The sequence below is a fragment of the Salinicola halophyticus genome (genome assembly GCF_003206695.1).
GTDB classification, from domain to species: domain Bacteria; phylum Pseudomonadota; class Gammaproteobacteria; order Pseudomonadales; family Halomonadaceae; genus Salinicola; species Salinicola halophyticus.
In genome coordinates this window covers 229987-248465 of sequence record NZ_PZJN01000001.1, presented here as the reverse complement: position 1 = coordinate 248465, position 18479 = coordinate 229987, and the positions used below count along the sequence as shown (strand labels likewise).

Here is an 18479-nt window from a genome sequence, read left to right as displayed (position 1 = left end):
CGAAATGATGTCGTCTCGATGTCCTTTCGCCTACCGGCTGCCAAGGGAGCGCTGAGTCATTCTCCGAGCGAGATGAAGCGCAAGGCGCACGGAACGCAGAAGGTGAGACATAACTTGGGGTTAGGTGAGCCTTCGAGTACCGCGCACAAATTCGCCGGGAGCGAATTTGAACGGCCGTAGGCCGGCCTTCGGTGACCGCCAGGGATGGCGGTCATAGCGTAGCGATTCGCTCGCGCAGGCAATTATTCAGTGTTTCCTCAAGTCAGGATCTGCTCATGACGGACAACAAAACTTCTGGCCCTGATCAGGCCAAGCTGGACGAACTGGCTGCGACCGATACCGGGGGGCGCAAGCTGACCGGGATGCCGAATCGCCTGTTGCTGGGCGTAGCGGCGCTGTGGTCACTGTTTCAGCTCTGGATCGCCTCGCCGCTACCCTTCATGGTCGGGTTCGGTGTCTTCAGCGCCACCGAGGCGCGTTCCATCCACCTCGCATTCGCGGTCTTTCTTGCCTTCATGGCCTATCCGGCGTTCAAGCGCTCTCCGCGCGAACGCATGCCGATCCTCGACTGGGTCATGGCGATCGTGGCGGCGTTCTGCGCCTCCTATCTCTACTTTTTCTACGCGCAGCTGTCACAGCGTCCCGGTGCCCCGATCCTGCAGGATGTGATCGTCGGCGTCATCGGCATCGTGCTGCTGCTAGAAGCGACGCGCCGCGCGCTCGGCCCGCCGCTGATGATCATTGCCTTGATCTTTCTGATCTACTCCCTCGCCGGGCCCTACATGCCGGGCATTCTGGCCCACCGTGGTGTGAGCTTCTACGGACTGGTCAATCACCAGTGGCTGACCACGCAGGGGGTGTTCGGGATCGCGCTGGGGGTCTCCACCAGCTTCGTGTTCCTGTTCGTGCTGTTCGGCGCGTTGCTCGACAAGGCCGGGGCAGGCAACTACTTCATCAAGGTCGCATTCTCGTTGCTGGGGCACTATCGCGGCGGGCCGGCCAAGGCGGCCGTGGTGGCGTCCGGGCTGACCGGTCTGATCTCGGGTTCGTCGATCGCCAATACCGTGACCACCGGTACCTTTACCATTCCGATGATGAAGCGCGTCGGTTTCAGTGCCACCAAGGCCGGTGCGGTGGAAGTCTCCTCCTCCGTCAACGGCCAGATCATGCCGCCGGTGATGGGCGCGGCAGCTTTCCTGATGGTCGAGTATGTGGGCATCTCCTATCTCGAGGTGATCAAGCACGCCTTCCTGCCCGCGGTGATCTCCTATATCGCACTGCTCTACATCGTTCATCTCGAAGCCATGAAAGCCGGTATGCAAGGGCTGCAGAGCAGCAATCCGGTGCGCCCCTGGATGCGCAAGATCCTGGGTTTCCTCACCGGTCTGGTCGGTTTGATGCTGGTATCCGCCGTCGTCTATTACGGTCTCGGCTGGCTTCAGCCGGCGTTGGGCGAGGCCGCCCCGTGGGTGATCGCGGTATTGCTGGCCGCCGTTTACGTTGGCCTGATCAAGCTGGGCTCGAACTATCCGCCGCTGGAAATCGACGATCCGAACAGCGAGATCACCACGCTGCCGCGGACCAAACCTACCGTGATGGTGGGGCTGCACTACATTCTGCCGGTGATCGTGCTGGTGTGGTGTCTGATGGTGGAGCGGCTGTCGCCGGGCCTCTCGGCATTCTGGGCCACCGCCTTCATGATCTTCATCATCCTGACGCAGCGCCCGATCGACGCCTTCTTCCGCGGTCAGAGCGACCTGGCCAACGACATCAGACGCGGCGGGAAGGATCTGCTGGAAGGTCTGATCGATGGCGCCCGCAACATGATCGGTATCGGCATCGCGACCGCTACCGCGGGGATCATCGTGGGTGCGGTGGCACAGACCGGCGTCGGCCTGGTGCTGGCGGATCTGGTCGAGACGCTGTCGATGGGCAACCTGCTGCTGATGCTGCTGCTGACTGGCGTGCTCAGTCTGATCCTGGGCATGGGCTTGCCGACCACCGCCAACTACATCGTGGTATCGGCACTGCTGGCGCCGGTCATCGTCCAACTGGGCGAGCAGAACGGCCTGATCGTACCGCTGATCGCCGTCCACCTGTTCGTGTTCTACTTCGGCATCATGGCCGACGTCACGCCGCCGGTAGGTCTGGCGTCATTCGCGGCGGCGGCGATCTCCGGCGCGGATCCGATCCGCACCGGCTTCCAGGCGTTCTACTACAGCCTGCGCACCGCGGCGCTGCCGTTCCTGTTCATCTTCAATACTGACCTGCTGCTGATCAACGTCGACTGGATCCATGGCGTCATCATCTTCGTGGTGGCAACGGCGGCGATGCTGATCTTTGCGGCGGCGACGCAGGGCTTCATGCTGGTACGCAGTCGCTGGTACGAGAGTCTGCTGCTGTTGCTGGTCGCTTTCACGCTGTTCCGCCCCGGCTTCTGGATGGACATGGTCGATGCGCCCTACGAAGAGGTGCCGCCGGCGCAGTTCGAACAGGCCCTGGGTGAGATCGGCCCCGACGGTCATCTGATGACGCGTATCGATGGTCTCGACGCCTACGGTTCGCCCACCAGTTTCGTGATCCAGGTGCCGGCGACCGAGGGCGATACCGGGGCCGAGCGGCTCTCGAGCCTGGGCCTGCATCTGATGCAGGAAGACGGCAAGACGCTGGTCGACATGACCGATTTCGATAGCCAGGCGGAAAAGCTCGGCTTCGACTTCGATCAGCAGATCGTATCGGTGCGCATCCCCACGTCTCAGATGCCGAAAGAGTTGATGTGGATCCCGGGTCTGTTGCTGTTCGGGCTGGTCGTCCTGCTCCAGCGGCGCCGGCGTGAACCCAAGGCGAACAGGCCGGAACGCGTCGCTACCGCCTGACGCGGGGTCGCGGGCGTGGCAACATGACGGTCGTCTCTCCGGAGACGGCCGTTTTTTTATCCGATTCGATCGCGCCGATGTCGTTGCGCCGCTTGATCGTCAGCATGAACGAGGTGACCGTGAGCTTTCCCGACGCATCCATCGACTATCGGCAGCACCCGGAGTGCTACCGTATCGGCCATGGGGAACGCGGCGTGTTCCACGTCCATCCCTACAAGGATGAGCTGCTCCCGCTGTGGGCGATTCGTAACGAGGCCGATGCCAGACAGGCCGTTGCCGACATCCATGAACGCTACCGCGACTATCGTCAGCAGGGCGATTTCGTCGGCATGGACATGGCGCGCAAGTATCTCCAGATGGGTTACACCCGCGCGCGGCGCTATGCGCGCTATCCCGGTGGGCGCAAGAAGGATGCCGAGGGTCGCCTGCGCCAACCGAGCAACGCCGACGCCGAGAAGGCACGCATTGCCGAGCACTATCGTGAGATGCTGGACCAAGTACGCGACGACCAAGCCTACCAGCGTGCCAAGCGTGACTATCAGCGTCGGCTGAGATCCGCCAAGCGCTGATTCCCGCGGATTCGCGTCATCACTTTTCGCAAGGAGTCTTTCGTGCCAACCCTCGCTGCCATTCATCGTTATCCGATCAAGTCCACGGCGGGCTCATCGTTGCAACGTGCTCGAGTCGAGGAAGAGGGCCTGGTCGGCGATCGCCGGTTCATGGTGGTCAAGCCCGACGGCACTTTCCTGACGGCGCGGACGCATCCCGGGCTCCAGCTCGTTCGGGCACAGTTCGATGGCGAACGCCTCACCGTGACTCACGGCAGGCTGCCGCCGGTGGACGTGGCGCGCCAGGAGTTTTCGGGTCAGCCGTTCGAGACTCAGGTCTGGGCCGACCCCTTCACGGCAACCACGACCCATGACTCGCTCGACGCGTGGTTCAGCGAGGCTGCCGGCGAACCCGCGCGGCTGCTGTGGCTGGGCGAGCGATCGTCGCGCTACCGGGAGTCGATCGGTGTCCGGGTAAGCTTCGCCGACGGCTACCCGCTGCTGTTGATCTCCGAGGCCTCGCTGGAGGATCTCAACGCGCGTACCGATGGCACTCATGTGATGGCCCAGTTTCGGCCCAATCTCGTCGCCACCGGCACCGAGCCCTACGCCGAGGATGGCTGGAAACGCATTCGTATCGGCGACGTCACGTTTCGGATCGATGCGCCCTGCGCACGCTGCGCCATGGTGACGGTCGATCCGGCGCGCGGTGAAAAGCGGGTCGACAAGGAGCCACTGAAGACTCTGGCGAGCTATCGTCGAGGCGACAAGGGCAAGGTCTATTTCGGTCAGAATCTCGTCGCGGAAAATAGTGGCGACATCAGCGTCAACGACTCGATCCAGGTGCTGGAATTCGTCCGTTGACATGAACCCGGCATGAACGCCATCGGCAAATGGCGTTCATGCCTGCAAGCGTTACGAGCGATTGAAATCGATTCATCTTCACGCAAGGTTGTCGCGCCTTCTGTTACATTAGTTTTTATTAAATTTTTGATGTGTCCTGCCTTCGTTTTTATTTCATGAAGCCCGCTGTCATGCCGGGTTCATCTATACCTCCGTCCCTGCTCCGGAAGCCCCATTTTACGTTTTGCGACAGTCGGTACTCGCCGTTTGGCCGCTATCCGATGTCAGTGGGTCTCTTCTGTCACATTTTTCCGAATCAACATTCCATCACCTAGCCTTACGAAATTTGCCGTCTGCAAAGCGGATTTTGCTTGCCCGATCCAGCCTCCTCGCCGTACCACTGAAAGCGAAGCCTGCGCCTTTTGTCTCATGCCGATTCGCCTCCTTCGATTTGAACCTTCGGCTCGTAGTTATCGATAGGGCAGGTGATTTCATCAGAACCTTGTGTTGAGACCGACTGATATCGAAACCGACCGACGTTCCCGGTTGCTCACGGACAAGGCTCTTCGATCGTCACCATACGGGAGTGCTGGACATGCAATTCTTCGACCGACTGTTACTCGAAAACCGGGCCTGGGCCGACGATATGAAGGCTTCCGATCCGGAGGTCTTCCAGCGGCTTCATCAGGGGCAATCGCCTGCCGCGTTATGGATTGGTTGCTGCGACAGTCGAGTACCGGCGGAGCAGATCTGCAACGCCAAACCCGGCGAACTCTTCATCCATCGCAATATCGCTAATCTGGTGCATGAAGACGACGCCAACGTCTCGAGCGTGCTTGAGTACGCGATCAACGCGCTCGAGGTGGATCACATCATCGTCTGTGGCCATCGCGGCTGCGGCGGCATTCAGGCGGCAGTCAGCGGTGGCGATGCCCTGCAGGCACTGCCCTATGTCGACAGACATCTCGGGCAGGTCAAACGGCTGGTCGCCGAGCATCACGTGGCGCTCGAGCAGTTCTCGCAGCTCAGCCAGAAGGTCGACCACGTGGTCGAGCTCAACGTGATCGCCCAGGTCGAACGGCTCGCCGAGATGCGTCTGGTCACCGATAGCTGGCAGGCCCGTCGGGCGCCGAGCCTGCACGGCTGGGTCTACGACCTCGCGAGCGGGCATCTGGATGAAGTCTGTCGTCGTGAGGTCGAAGGGAGCGGGTCCGAAAGCGCCGAGCCCGACTGGCAGCGCGCCGCGGCCGGATAGAACAACGCCTTTTACGCTGTGGCTCATGGATTCGAGGACACGACGATGACGACATCAAGACAGACTGCATCAAGACAGACGGTATCTACACAGACGGTATCTACACAGACGGCGCACATAACGTCGACGACATCGACACCTCACGACAACTCCGGCACCTTGTCCTTACGACATCTCTCCCGGGATATCCCGGCGGGAATCGTCGTCTTTCTGGTTGCGATTCCACTCTGTCTGGGAATTGCACTGGCGTCCGGTGCACCGCCTATCGCAGGGCTCGTCGCCGGCATGATCGGCGGGCTGGTGGTGGCGATGTTCAGTGGCTCCGCGCTCAGCGTCAGCGGCCCGGCCGCGGGGCTGACGGTGATCGTGCTGGATGCGATCGAGCAGTTGGGCAGCTTCGCCGCGTTCCTGATCGCGGTGATTCTGGCCGGCGTACTGCAACTGCTGATGGGCGTGTTCAAGCTGGGGCGAATTGGTGCCTTCGTGCCGACCTCGGTGATCAAGGGCATGCTGGCGGGTATCGGCCTGATCCTGGTGCTGGGGCAGTTCCCGATGGCGCTGGGTCACCCGCTGGACGACATGCCGGCGATCACCGATCCGGTGGCGCTGTTCAGCGACATCTCGCCGCTGGCCACCCTGATCGCGCTGTTCAGTCTCGGTCTGCTGGTGCTGTGGGAGCAGCCGATCATCAAACGCCACCGCGCGCTGGCGCTGATTCCGGGCCCTCTGCTGGTGGTGCTCGGCAGTATCGCCATCGATCGCCTGGTCGGCGGTGCGATGCCTGGCTGGGCGCTGAGTGCCGGGCACCATATCGACCTGGGCGGGCTATCCGGGCCGACGGAACTGATCGGGCAGATGACCCACCCCGACCTTGGCGCTCTGGCCAATCCGGCGGTCTACACCGTCGCCATCACCATCGCCATCATTGCCAGTCTCGAAACCCTGCTGAGTCTGGAGGCGATCGACAAGCTCGATCCGCTCAAGCGTCACTCGCCGCCCCACCGCGAACTCAAGGCCCAGGGTATCGGCAACATGGTCTGCGGGCTGGTCGGCGCGCTGCCGGTCACCGCGGTGATCGTGCGCAGCTCCGCCAATGCCAATGCCGGTGGTCGTACCCGGCTGTCGAGTTTGATACACGGCAGCCTGCTGCTGGTGAGCGTGGCGTTCCTGGCGATGTGGCTGGAGCTGATTCCCTTGGCGACCCTGGCGGCGATCCTGCTGCATACCGGCTACAAGCTGGCCAGGCCGGCGCTGTTTCTCGATCAATACCGTGAAGGCATGCGTCGCTTCATCCCGTTCACCGTGACGGTGATCACGATTCTTGCCACCGATCTGCTGATGGGCGTGCTGGTAGGGCTAGTCTGCAGTCTCTACTTCCTGCTGCAATCGGGTTACCGCTCGGCCATTGCTTGCACCCGGCGCGGCGATCACATGCTGCTCAAGTTCCAGCAGGACGTCTCGTTTCTCAATCGCGAGGAAATGCGCCAGTGTCTCGACGCCGTGCCGGATAACGGGGAGTTGATCATCGATGCCATCGGTGCCAACTACATCGATCCGGATATTCGCGAAGACATCGACCGCTTCGTCGAGAACGCCGCGGTCCGGGGGATCGTGGTCGAACTGCGCGACGTCGAAGGGACCAGCGGTACGTTCGGCGATGTCGAAGCCGCCCCCGCGACTGACCGCATCGTCTGAAACGGGCCTGAAGAGGGCCTATAAGAGGACCCTTGAGATAAACCGCCTGCCAACCGCCGCCTTCCCACGGGACGCGGCGGTTGGCTTTGCCGGGTATTAAGGGCGCTTCAGGCCAGCGATTTGCGCAGATAGACCCGCTTGAGGCCGAACTCTTCGGCGCGATGGGTTTCCACGTAGCCGTAGCGTCGGTAGATCGCCAGATTCTCGTGCATCAGCTCCTGGGTATAGAGCGTGATGCTGTCGAATTCGAGTTGGCGCGCCCGTGCCTCCGCGACCTGCATCAGTACCTTGCCGAATCCACGTCCCTGAGCGCTGGGAGCGACGGCGACGTTATCCAGCAGCAGCGTATCGGTCTGGGGAATCAACACCAGAAGACCCACCGGCTCACCGCCATTTCCCGCATCGACGCTCTCTTCACCGTCCGCGTTATCGAATAGCAGGCTGACGTGGCCGGCCTCGATATGGCGTGCATAGCGTTGGTCATCGATGTCACGCATCGGCCCGGGGATCTTGCCGATGCGATCGACGTAATGGCCGTAGGCCGCTTTGACCAGAGCCTCGATGGCCGGCAGGTCCGATAGTCTGGCTTCGCGCAGAATGCTCACCGGCGAGTCTCCCAAAAACGGGTATCACAGTCGTCCGCGCCCAGCTGGGTCACTTCGCGGGGCGCGCCCTGATCGTCCAGCAGAACCTGGCCAATGCCGGCCCGATTCCACAGTCGCTCGCCTTTCGAGGCGTGCTCGGGGTCGTAGGGTGCCACGGCCATGCGGCGCCGCTTGGTGAGCCAGTTCAGCGGCGACCAGGGCGCATAGAGCCAACGATTGAGGCGATCGAACCAGTCGAGCAGGGTCTCGGGGAAGGTGTTTTTGAGGCCGCTGCTGGTGATCTGCCACATGCGGGGGCCGGCCTCCTGCGTGAGCGAATCGCCGTGTTGCGCGGTGCTCGAATTCTCGCCTAACCCCAAGTTATGTCTCCAATTCTGCGCTCCGCGCGCCTTGCGCTTCCTCTCACTCGGTTGGCCGGCCAAGGCTTCAGATGGCCGCTGGCGAATGGTGATCGCGTAGACGAAGGAGTAGTGCACGTCGCCGGAGAGAATCACGTAGCGCTGAGGCGTGCGGCTGTGGCGCAGGATGTTGAGCATGGTATGGGCGGCGCCGGGGTGCGCCATCCAGTTCTCGGCATCGACCAGCAACGGCTTGCCGAACCAGGTGAACGCGCGCTGGATGCCTTCGATCAGCTTGACCCCGAAAACCGGCGCCGGGGAGACGATGATCACCGACGGCTCGCCGAGCAGCTGCTGCTGGAATTCGCTCAGCGCTTCCCAATCCATCAGCCCCGAGGGGTGATGCAGGCGGCGTTCGCTGCGCCAGCGCCGGGTACGCGTATCCAGCACTACCAGCCGAGGCGTCGAGTCGATCGTGTAGCCCCAGCCGGTAAACCGGAGCAGCTGCGTCACGAGCTGATTCTGGCTCTCGCAGTCGAGCTGGCCGCTGGCGCTGGCCGAGTCGATCCACGCACGGCTGGCGGCCAACGGCTCGGCCAGACCGTCAGGATCGTTGCCCCATCCCTGACATAGCAGATAGGCGATGAGCGCGTTACCCACGATCCGGCGCGAGAAGGGGTGCTCGTAGACCGCGGCCTCCCAGGCGGCGGACAGATTCCAGTCGTCGGTGACATCGTGATCGTCGAAGATCATCAGTGTAGGCAGATGAGCAAGCAGGCGTGCCACGCTCGGCAGCCCGGCCACGAAAGCATCGATATGCTGCTGTTCGCCGCGATAACGGTCCAGCTCCTCGGCGGCGAGCTCAGGAATCTCCACCTCGATCAGCCGCCATGGCGTCGGCGACCAGACCAGCAGGTACATCGCCAGCAGCTCGGCGAAGGTGATCAGGTGATTTTCCGCGCTGGCCGTGGTGAAGATCGGCTTGCGCACGCCGCCGAAGAACTTCTCGCGCAGGGCCTCGGTGGATCGAATGGCCGGCAGCAGGTCATCGCGGTGGTAGTAGGTCTCGTCTCGGGCATACAACTCGCTGCCGCTGGCGATGTCCGTACCTTCCAGGCATTCGTCGTGGAGCCCCAGGCGGGCGATCAGCGAATGGATGGCGGCCAGCATCGGGCCGGCCACATCATCGGCGTAGATCTGATCGCCGGTCATCAGCAGCGCTGCAGGCCGGGCGGCGCTGTCTTGATGGCGCTCGCTCATCCAGCGATCGGCGCGCGCCAGACCATCCTGACTGGGATGGTGAGGCTTGCGACAGGAACCATGCAGCAAATTGTCGTAGCGCGAACGCAACACCAGCGTCGGCAGCGGCTCACCGTCGTAGCAAAGCGACGCGCCCCACTCGCGCATCGAGCGCCAGCCGACGCCTTCGCTTTCGCTTTCGGAACCTTCGCTTGCGGAACCTGCCCCTTCGGAATATCCCCCTTGCGCACTCACACGATAGGCAAGGTCGTAGGCGATCACGGCATCCAGAGGGAGGGGATCGTCCAGTCGCAGATCGATCAGGTGAAGGTGCGCGTGGCTACCGACCGCCAACCGGGTCGTCGCCGCTTCCAGATCATGGATCCGGTCGCCTTCGTCAGAGCTGAGGGTCAGTTGAAGTTCGAGGGCGCGGGAGGCGGCCAACCACAACACCAGCCGACGGGGTGCGGCGCGGCGGAGCAGGGGGCCGGCCAGAATGTCGGGGAGATCGTCTGACAAGTCGTCATTCCTGAAAGCGTCGATGGGCTAAGCATACTTCAGCCGCTATACAGCGACCATGAAGAGCGCGTTCGAGGGGCGACGCACGATTCACGCCGACAGGCAGGCTTTCAGCGCCGCCGCTTGAGCGTTCTGTCGATCACGTCCAGCCCCGGGCTGTACTCACCGCGTGCCGCCTGCATCGCTCTCGCCAATGCCTGCTCGGCGACCCGATCGTGATCCTGCGGCAGCGAGTTGACCTTGCAGGGCAGGAAATCGAGCAGTCGATCATCGCCGAAAGTGGCCAGTCGCAGCGTATCCGGGGGGGCGCCGTGCTCGAGCAGGACGTCGAGCAGCCCGTCCATCAGCGTGTAGGACGCGGTGACGATGGCATCCGGCAGACCGCCGTCGTTTAGCAGGCTGCGCATCAATCGCGCCCCGCTATCGCGGTCATAACGCTCGCCGCTGAGACAGCGCGGCTGGCAGTCCGGTTCGTCGCGCAGAGCGTCCAGGAAGCCCTGTCGGCGCTCGGCACTAATCGACAGATCCGGCACCGCGTCCAGCCACACCACGTCCGAAACGTCATCGGCGAGCAGCGAACGGGTCAACATCTCGCCAGCGGCGCGGCCGTTGGTGACGATATTGACGAACCGCTCAGGGTCCAGCGGGCGGTCGATGGCGATGACCGGCAGCCCTTGCGCCATCAGTTCGACGTAGAACGGATCCTCCGGGCTCAGGCTGCTGGCAACCAGCAGCACGTCGCAGCGCTGAGCGCGCAGCGACTTTGCGACTTCGCGTTCACTGCCGGGGTCGTCGTCGGAACCGGCAATCAGCAATTGATAGCCCTGCTGACGAGCGCCATGCTCGAGTCGCTTGGCCAGACGCGCGTAGCTGCCGTTCTCCAGATCCGGGACGATCAGACCCAGGGTGCGACTGTCGCCGCCGCGCAGCGCAGCCGCCTGGGCATCGATTCGATAATCGTGGGCGCTGGCGATGGCCAGAACGCGCTCCACCGTGGCCTGGCTGATGCGCCGCGTCCTGGCCTGACCGTTGAGCACATAGCTGGCGGTAGTCCGGGAAACGCCGGCCAGACGGGCGATATCGGCAAGCTTCATGCAAGGCTCCTGCAACGTTGATGATCGGTGGGATGCATCCGACCAGCCTGGAACGATACCTCGTCGGGCTTTTCTGGCCCAGCCCGATCGTGATGCACAGCGGCCCGGCATCGCTTGCGTCGAAGGTCTAGCTTGTCAAAGCGGTCGCGAACAGCGAGCATGTTTATCATCTAGGTGACACGATTCAGCAGCCGGCAAAATACTCCTCTTCGACAGCGCCGATTGCGTCGGGAGGCGTTGGCGGACCATGCTGCGTGCATCGAATGACCCTTCGGAGAGACCGTTATGCTGACCCTCCAGCCGCAGGACGCGGCGCTCGATTGTCAGGCCGACAGCTGGCAGAACGCGCTGGATCAGGCCGCCGCTTCGCTGCACGCAGCTGGCCTGGTCGAAGCCAGCTATCGCGATGCCTTGCATTCCCGCGAGGCGCAGGGCTCGACCTTTCTCGGCAGCGGTATCGCCATTCCTCACGGCACCCCGGAAAGTCGCGACCAGATTCATCGAACCGGCGTGCGGTTGCTGCAGTTTCCCGACGGCGTGACCTGGCACGACGGCAACCGGGTCTTCCTGTTGGTAGCGATCGCCGCCGCCAGCGACGAGCATCTCGACGTGCTACGCCGGTTGACCCACGTGCTTGACGACGAGGGCGTGGCCGAACGTCTGGCCAAGGCGGATACGGCCGAGGCCATGGTCGCGCTGCTCGCCAAGCCCAAGGTCAAGGCCCGCCTGGACGCCGGCACGCTATGTCTGGGATTCCCGGCGCGAGACCGGTTCGAGCTGGCGTTGGCGGCAGCCGCGCGGCTGCGCCAGGCCGAATGCGTCGATGCGCGTTTCGTGGCCGCGATCACCGAGCAGGAGCCGGTTTCACTGGGCCAGGGGCTGTGGCTGGTGAGCGCCGGCACCGGTGTCAGCCAGCCGGCGCTGGCGCTGGCCACGCCGGAGCGAGCGTTCGCCGGCCCCCGCGGTGCCGTCAACGGGGTCTTCTGCGTCGCCGCGCAGGGCGAAGCGCACCGTGAGCTGCTGGGGCGGCTGGCGGACCTGCTGGATAGCGGCGAAGGCGAAGCCCTGGTCGATGCCGATGCCGATCACGTGTTGGCCCGTCTATCCGGCGAATCGAGCCGTACCGAGACGGCCCGCGTGACGCTGCTCAACGCTCACGGCCTGCATGCGCGCCCGGCCAAGCTGCTGGTTCAAGCGGCCCGCGAGCAGTCGTTGCCGGTCCGCGTGCGCCTGATGGAAGGCGCGGCGGAAACCGTCTCCGCCGCCAGCCTGACCAAGGTCATCGGACTCGGCGCGCGGCGTGGACAGACGCTGATCTTCTCCGCCGAGGGCGGGGGTGAAGGCAAAAGTGCCGACGGCGGGGGTGAAGGCAAAAGTGCCGACGGCGGGGGTGAACGTAAGAGTGCCGAAGCGGCGCTGGCGGCAATGGTCGCCGCGGTCAACGGTGGGCTCGGCGAGTCCGTGCGGCCGCTGTCGAACGTCGGCGATGCCAGGCATCAGGGCGCTCGACGTCACGAGCCCAACGTATCGGATGCCGGAACCCTGTCTGAAGCGGCGTACGAACCCTTCGCCGACGATACCGCGCTGCCGGCCACCGCCGCGTCGCCGGGGCTGGCAATCGCGCCGGTCTTCGTGACGCGCGCACCGAGCTTCGACTATCCCGAGCGGGCCAGGGACCTGACGCCGGACAGGCAGGGTGATGCAGAGCGCCAACGCGAGCGGCTGCGGGCCAGTCTGATTGAAGCGCGCGATCAGCTGCGTGCGCTGATCGGCACCGCCAAGGGCGGTGACGTCTCCGAAATTCTTTCCATGCACGCCGAGATGCTCGACGATCCCGAACTGCACGAAGCGGCCTTCGAGGGCATGCGCGATGGTCTGAGCGCCGAAGCCGCCTGGTGGCAGGCGATCGATACCGCGGCGCGGGCCCAGGAAGCGCTGGCGGATCGGCTGCTGGCCGAGCGTGCCGCCGATCTGCGCGACGTGGGACGTCGCGTGCTCGGTGTGCTGTGCGGCGTGACCCTGCCGACGCCGCCGCAGCGGCCCTACATTCTGGTCGCCGACGACATCGGCCCTTCCGATGTGGCGCGCCTCGACACGGCCCAGGTGCGCGGGCTGTTGACGGCGCGTGGCGGGGCCACTTCGCACAGCGCGATTCTCGCCAGGGCGTTGGGAATCCCGGCCGTGGTGGGCGCTGGAGCGAGAGCGCTGACGCTTGCCAACGATGATGAGCTGATTCTCGACGGCGATCTTGGGCGGGTGATCGTGCGGCCCAGTGCCGAGCGACGCGATCGCGCCCAGCTGCGTCTCAAGGAGCTCGAGGCACTGCGTCGCGACGCGCACGGATTGCGCTTCGAAGAGGGGCGTACGGCGGACGGTCGGCGTATCGAGGTCGCCGCCAATCTGGGTAACACCGCGCATGCCGCGGACGCCGTCGAGCAAGGCGCCGAGGGCGTCGGGCTGTTGCGTACCGAGTTCCTGTTCATGGCGTATCCCGAGGCGCCTGATCTGGAGACCCAGATCGGCGAATATCGGCGCGCCTTCGATGCCCTCGACGGTCGGCCGTTGGTGGCGCGCACGCTGGACGTCGGCGGCGACAAGCCGCTGCCTTACTGGCCGGTGGCGGCAGAGGACAACCCTTTCCTCGGCCTGCGGGGTATCCGGCTGGCGCTGACCCGCCCCGACGTGCTGGAAACCCAGCTGCGGGCGCTGCTGACCGCCGCCGGTGATCGGCCGCTGCGGATCATGTTCCCGATGGTCAAGGACGTCGACGAGTACCGTCAGGCCAGGGCGATCGTCGACCGTCTGCAGCAGGAGATCGCCGCACCCGACGTCCAGGTCGGGGTGATGATCGAGATTCCTTCCGCCGCGCTGCTGGCGCCGAGCCTGGCGGCGGAGGTCGACTTCTTCTCCATCGGCACCAACGATCTGACCCAGTACACCCTGGCGATCGACCGTGGTCATCCCGAGCTGTCGTCGCAGGCGGATGGCCTGCATCCGGCGGTACTGCGGCTGATCCAGATGACCGTGGATGCTGCCCACGCCGAGGGCAAGTGGGTCGGTGTCTGCGGGGAACTGGGTTCGGACGCCGCCGCCGTACCGGTGCTGGTCGGGCTCGGCGTCGACGAGCTCTCGGTCTCGGTGCGGCAAGTGCCGATGGTCAAGGCGCGGCTGCGCGGGATCAGCCAGGAAACGGCGCGTCTGCATGCTGAGACGGCGCTGGCCCAGGCCACCAGTCAGGCCGTGCGTGATGCGCTGGAGGCGCTGTAATGGCGCACGTGCTGGTGGTGACGCTCAATCCGGCGCTCGATCTGTCGATCCAGTTGCCTCAGCTCGAACCGGGCGCGGTCAATCGTGCCCGGTCGTCGCATCTGGCGGCGGCCGGCAAGGGGCTCAACGTGGCTCGGGTACTGGTGGCGCTGGGCCATCGCGTCACGCTCTCCGGTTTTCTGGGTGCGGACAACGACACAGCCTTCGTCCAGGCCTGCCAGCTTGACGGGATCGAAGACGCCAGCCTGCGTCTGCCGGGCGAGACCCGGATCAACGCCAAGCTGGCCGAGGACGACGGCCGGGTGACCGACATCAACGGCCCGGGGATCGAGGTCTCCGAGGCGGCACTGGCCGAGCTGAGCACCGATCTGGTCGCCCGCTGCGAGACGGCATCGCCCGCTGCCGTGGTGGTCACCGGCAGTCTGCCGCCGGGGGTGACGCCGGAGGCGTTGGCAGCGTTGATCCAGGCGCTCAAAACCAGCGGCGTGCCGGTCTGGGTCGACACCAGCGGGCCGGCCCTGGCCTCGGCGCTGGCGGTATTGCCCCATGCGGCCAAGCCCAACGAACAGGAGCTGGCGGACTGGGCCGGCGAACCGCTGACGGATGCGTCGACGCAGCTCGACGCCGCCCGGCGTCTGCACGCCGCCGGCGTCGAGGAGTCAATTTTGTCGCTTGGCGCCGAAGGCGTGCTGTGGATCAGCCGACGCGGCGAGTGGCAGGCGATCCCGCCCCGGGTCGAGGTCAGAAATACGGTCGGCGCCGGCGATACGCTGCTGGCCGCCATGCTGCATGGGGTAATCGCGGATCTATCACCGCAGGAGACGCTACGCCAGGCGACGGCGCTGGCGGCGGAGGCGGTGCGCCACGTCGGCGTCGGTGACCCGCACGCCAGCGACTTTCAGCAATTACGGCAACAGACGAGCGTCAGCCGCTGCGGCGAAGCGCACGTCGGGAGGGGAGTATGAACGGCGAGTCCCTGAATGGGGAACGGATGAGCGAAGAGCGGATGAGCGGGGAACACATGAACGTCATTCTGATTACCGCCTGTCCCGGCGGCATGGCGACGACCTTCCTGGCCGCCAGGCGCCTGGAGCAGGCGGCGCAGCGTCGCGGCTGGCAGCCCCACACCGAGATGCACGGCGAGCTCGAGCCGGTGACGCTGGTATCCCGTGACATGATCGCGGCGGCCGATCTGGTCGTGGTGGCCGCCGAGCGGGTGCCCGAAGCGGCGCGCTTCGCGGGCAAACGGCTCTACCGCGCGCCGATCCAGCAGGCGCTACCGGATCCTGACGCCTTTCTCGACCGCGCCGCTCGCGAGTCGACGACATTCGATGCCGACAGCGAGCCGGTGGGGCCTGCGGCGGCCGTGTCGTCCGAGGGCTCCGGTATCAAGCGCATCGTCGCGGTCACGGCGTGCCCGACCGGCGTGGCGCACACCTTCATGGCCGCCGAGGCGCTGGAGCAGGCCGGGCGGGCGCTGGGTCATCGAATTCACGTCGAGACGCAAGGGTCGGTGGGAGCGCAGAACCGGATCACCGACGAGGACGTCGAAGCCGCGGACATCGTGCTGCTGGCCTGCGATATCGAGGTCGACGACGCGCGCTTTGCGGGCAAGCGGGTCTACCGGACCTCTACCGGCAGCGCGCTCAAGCAGCCACAGCAGACGATCCAGCGCGCGCTGGACGAAGCGCAGGTGGAGTCGGCCGGCAGCGAGCGCAAGAACGGCGGATCCCCGAAGAGCGCCAAGGAGCGCGGGTTCTACAAGCACCTGCTGACCGGGGTCTCGTTCATGCTGCCGATGGTGGTGGCGGGCGGGCTCTGTATCGCGCTGTCGTTCGTGTTCGGTATCAAGGCCTACGAGCAGGAAGGCACGCTGGCAGCGGCGCTGATGCAGATCGGCGGCGGCACCGCCTTTGCGCTGATGGTGCCGGTGCTTGCCGGCTACATCGCCTACTCCATTGCCGACCGCCCCGGAATCGCGCCGGGGATGATCGGTGGGATGCTCGCCTCGACCCTGGGGGCCGGCTTTATCGGCGGGATTCTGGCCGGCTTTCTGGCCGGGTATTCGGCCAAGGCGGTGACGCGCTACGTCAAGCTGCCGTCCAGCGTGGAATCGCTCAAACCGATCCTGATCATCCCGCTGCTGGCGAGCCTGTTCACCGGGCTGGTGATGATCTATGTGGTGGGTACGCCGGTGGCCGCGCTGCTGTCGACATTGACGGCGTTTCTCAACAACATGGGGTCGACCAATGCCGTGCTGCTGGGCGTGCTGCTCGGCGCGATGATGTGCTTCGATCTTGGCGGGCCGGTCAACAAGGCAGCCTATACCTTCGGCGTCGGGTTGCTGTCGACCGAGACCTATATGCCGATGGCGGCGATCATGGCCGCGGGAATGGTGCCGCCCATCGGCATGGGGCTGGCCACGTTCCTGAGGCGCAGCCGGTTTGCGCAGGCCGAGCGCGAAGCGGGCAAGGCGTCGTTCGTGCTGGGCCTCTGCTTCATCAGCGAAGGGGCAATTCCCTTTGCCGCCAAGGATCCGCTGCGGGTGATTCCGATATCGATGATCGGCGGTGCGGTGACCGGGGCGCTGTCGATGTGGTTCGGAGTCAAGCTGATGGCGCCACATGGCGGGCTGTTCGTGCTGCTGATTCCGAATGCGGTCAACCTGGCGCTGCTCTATCTGCTGGCCATCGCTGCGGGCTCGGTGATCACCGGTGTCGGCTACGCCTTGCTCAAGCGGGGTGAGAGTGCAGTGGCAACGGCGGCGCCAGTCGCTGGCGGCAACCCCGAGGCGGGTGGGCAGGCTTCCTGATTCGCGAAAGTCGGTATCGCGACCTACGTTGGGGAATAATCAGGTACGTGTCGCCAAGCGGAGGTCGCAATGAAGATTCACTGGCAGGGAGATCGTCTGATCGTCGCCGAGGGCGATATCACCCGTTTCGACGGCGATGCCATCGTCAATGCCGCCAACAAGAGTCTGCAAGGCGGGGGTGGTGTCGACGGTGCGATTCACCGCGCAGCGGGCCCCGAGCTGCTCGAGGCGTGTCGCGAGCTGCGGCGCACGAGCTGGGCGGACGGACTGCCCGTGGGAGAGGTGACGATGACGCCGGGCTTTCGACTGCCGGCGTCTCAAGTGATCCACACCGTGGGGCCGGTTTTCGCGAAGTCCGAGGATCGTTCCGGACAGCTGGCCGATTGCTACCGCAACGCCCTGCGTCTGGCGGGTGAGCATCGATTCAAACGGCTGGCATTCCCCGCCATTTCCACGGGGATCTACGGCTATCCGGCCGATGCGGCGGCGAAGATCGTGGCCGAGGTGATGCGCGAAACGCTGCCCGAGTTTCCCGGCCTCACGGTGACGTTGATGTTCTTCTCCAGCTCAGACGCCGAGGGCTTTCTCGAAAACGCGTCCCTCTCGACGTAGTCATTCTCTCGTAGTCAGTCTCGGGACGCTTTTCATGCATTGTTCGGGCTGGTTATGCATCACTCCTCGGGCTGGTACTTGTATCCGACGCCGTAGACCGAGCGAATGATATCGCGCTCGGGCCAGATGTCGGCGATCTTGCGCCTGAGCTTCTTGACGTGGCTGTCCACGGTGCGCTCGGAGACGATGCGGTGATCGCGGTACATGTGATCCATCAGCTGGTCGCGGGAGAAGATCCGCCCCGGGCTGTGCATCATGACCTTGAGCAGCTGGAACTCGACGGCGGTGAGGTTGAGATCCTCGCTGCCCGCCAGGGCACGCCAGCCGTCCTCGTCCAGCGTCAGCCGGTCGGCGGCGGCGACACTGTCTTCGCCCACGCTGGCGACGCCATGACTACGGCGCAACACCGCCTTGACGCGGGCCACCACTTCGCGGGGGCTGAAGGGCTTGCAGATGTAGTCGTCGGCACCCAGTTCGAGCCCCAGCAGACGATCCACCTCTTCGACGCGCGCGGTCAGCATGATGACGGGAATCGCCGGGAATCGCTCGCGGATCTGGCGACACAGCGTCAGGCCATCGGTGCCGGGCAGCATCAGGTCGAGCAGTATCAGCATTGGCTGGTTCTCCTCCAGCCACTCCATCACCGCATTACCGTGATCGATATGGTCGGAAGCGTAGCCGCTCTTCGACAGGTAGTCGGCGACGAGGCGCGCGATCTTGGGTTCATCTTCTACGATCAGAATGGTGTCGTTCATCAAGCCGGCTCCAGGTCAGTT

13 protein-coding genes are annotated in these 18479 nt (G+C 64.6%); 9 read left to right on the top strand and 4 right to left on the bottom strand.

The window, feature by feature from the left end:
- The first annotated feature begins 275 nt into the window (after positions 1-275).
- From DOM58_RS01070 to DOM58_RS01050, 5 genes are all read left to right on the top strand, one after another.
- Positions 276-2876: a TRAP transporter permease gene (locus DOM58_RS01070; protein ID WP_110691434.1), complete on the top strand. Its 2601-nt coding sequence runs from the start codon at positions 276-278 to the stop codon at positions 2874-2876.
- 23 nt (positions 2877-2899) lie between these two features.
- On the top strand, positions 2900-3445 hold the full coding sequence (locus DOM58_RS01065) for a DUF4385 family protein (RefSeq protein ID WP_245392096.1): 546 nt from the start codon (positions 2900-2902) through the stop codon (positions 3443-3445).
- A 42-nt stretch (positions 3446-3487) separates the two neighbouring features.
- The gene (locus tag DOM58_RS01060) at positions 3488-4288 is read left to right on the top strand and encodes an MOSC domain-containing protein (RefSeq protein WP_110691433.1); all 801 of its coding nucleotides are present in this window, start codon (positions 3488-3490) and stop codon (positions 4286-4288) included.
- Positions 4289-4862: 574 nt separating this feature from the next.
- On the top strand, positions 4863-5522 hold the full coding sequence (locus DOM58_RS01055) for a carbonic anhydrase (RefSeq protein ID WP_110691432.1): 660 nt from the start codon (positions 4863-4865) through the stop codon (positions 5520-5522).
- 159 nt (positions 5523-5681) lie between these two features.
- On the top strand, positions 5682-7217 hold the full coding sequence (locus DOM58_RS01050; RefSeq protein WP_223162113.1) for a SulP family inorganic anion transporter: 1536 nt from the start codon (positions 5682-5684) through the stop codon (positions 7215-7217).
- A 107-nt stretch (positions 7218-7324) separates the two neighbouring features.
- On the opposite strand, the gene DOM58_RS01045 is transcribed toward DOM58_RS01050, so the two are convergent.
- From DOM58_RS01045 to cra, 3 genes are all read right to left on the bottom strand, one after another.
- The gene (locus DOM58_RS01045; protein WP_223162112.1) at positions 7325-7822 is read right to left on the bottom strand and encodes a GNAT family N-acetyltransferase; all 498 of its coding nucleotides are present in this window, start codon (positions 7820-7822) and stop codon (positions 7325-7327) included.
- Positions 7819-9918, bottom strand: a complete 2100-nt coding sequence (locus DOM58_RS17560) for a metallophosphoesterase family protein (protein ID WP_188113757.1) — start codon at positions 9916-9918, stop codon at positions 7819-7821. The genes DOM58_RS01045 and DOM58_RS17560 overlap by 4 nt, the downstream gene beginning before the upstream one ends.
- Before the next feature lie 110 nt (positions 9919-10028).
- The gene (gene cra, locus DOM58_RS01035; protein WP_110691430.1) at positions 10029-11012 is read right to left on the bottom strand and encodes a catabolite repressor/activator; all 984 of its coding nucleotides are present in this window, start codon (positions 11010-11012) and stop codon (positions 10029-10031) included.
- A gap of 285 nt (positions 11013-11297) precedes the next feature.
- Between cra and ptsP the strand changes: the two genes are divergently transcribed.
- From ptsP to DOM58_RS01015, 4 genes are all read left to right on the top strand, one after another.
- Positions 11298-14279: a phosphoenolpyruvate--protein phosphotransferase gene (gene ptsP, locus DOM58_RS01030; RefSeq protein ID WP_110691429.1), complete on the top strand. Its 2982-nt coding sequence runs from the start codon at positions 11298-11300 to the stop codon at positions 14277-14279.
- The gene (gene pfkB, locus DOM58_RS01025) at positions 14279-15244 is read left to right on the top strand and encodes a 1-phosphofructokinase (protein ID WP_110691428.1); all 966 of its coding nucleotides are present in this window, start codon (positions 14279-14281) and stop codon (positions 15242-15244) included. Before ptsP ends, pfkB begins: the two co-directional genes overlap by 1 nt.
- Before the next feature lie 56 nt (positions 15245-15300).
- Positions 15301-17091 carry a PTS fructose-like transporter subunit IIB gene (locus tag DOM58_RS01020; protein WP_110691506.1) on the top strand — a complete coding sequence of 597 codons (1791 nt, stop codon included), beginning with the start codon at positions 15301-15303 and terminating at the stop codon, positions 17089-17091.
- Positions 17092-17160: 69 nt separating this feature from the next.
- Positions 17161-17703 (top strand): O-acetyl-ADP-ribose deacetylase, encoded by a 543-nt coding sequence (locus DOM58_RS01015; RefSeq protein ID WP_110691427.1) that lies wholly within the window; start codon positions 17161-17163, stop codon positions 17701-17703.
- A 59-nt stretch (positions 17704-17762) separates the two neighbouring features.
- Here the strand turns inward: DOM58_RS01015 and DOM58_RS01010 are convergent, their stop codons facing one another.
- Positions 17763-18458 (bottom strand): response regulator, encoded by a 696-nt coding sequence (locus DOM58_RS01010; protein ID WP_110691426.1) that lies wholly within the window; start codon positions 18456-18458, stop codon positions 17763-17765.
- Between the last annotated feature and the right edge of the window lie 21 nt (positions 18459-18479).

Excerpts from the sequence above, each read along its gene's own strand:
- DOM58_RS01070 (WP_110691434.1), top strand. The coding sequence starts at position 276 with ATGACGGACAACAAAACTTCTGGCCCTGATCAGGCCAAGCTGGACGAA.
- DOM58_RS01065 (WP_245392096.1), top strand. The coding sequence starts at position 2,900 with ATGACGGTCGTCTCTCCGGAGACGGCCGTTTTTTTATCCGATTCGATC.
- cra (WP_110691430.1), bottom strand. The coding sequence starts at position 11,012 with ATGAAGCTTGCCGATATCGCCCGTCTGGCCGGCGTTTCCCGGACTACC.
- DOM58_RS01055 (WP_110691432.1), top strand. The coding sequence starts at position 4,863 with ATGCAATTCTTCGACCGACTGTTACTCGAAAACCGGGCCTGGGCCGAC.
- pfkB (WP_110691428.1), top strand. The coding sequence starts at position 14,279 with ATGGCGCACGTGCTGGTGGTGACGCTCAATCCGGCGCTCGATCTGTCG.
- DOM58_RS01010 (WP_110691426.1), bottom strand. The coding sequence starts at position 18,458 with ATGAACGACACCATTCTGATCGTAGAAGATGAACCCAAGATCGCGCGC.
- ptsP (WP_110691429.1), top strand. The coding sequence starts at position 11,298 with ATGCTGACCCTCCAGCCGCAGGACGCGGCGCTCGATTGTCAGGCCGAC.
- DOM58_RS01020 (WP_110691506.1), top strand. The coding sequence starts at position 15,301 with ATGAACGTCATTCTGATTACCGCCTGTCCCGGCGGCATGGCGACGACC.
- DOM58_RS01015 (WP_110691427.1), top strand. The coding sequence starts at position 17,161 with ATGAAGATTCACTGGCAGGGAGATCGTCTGATCGTCGCCGAGGGCGAT.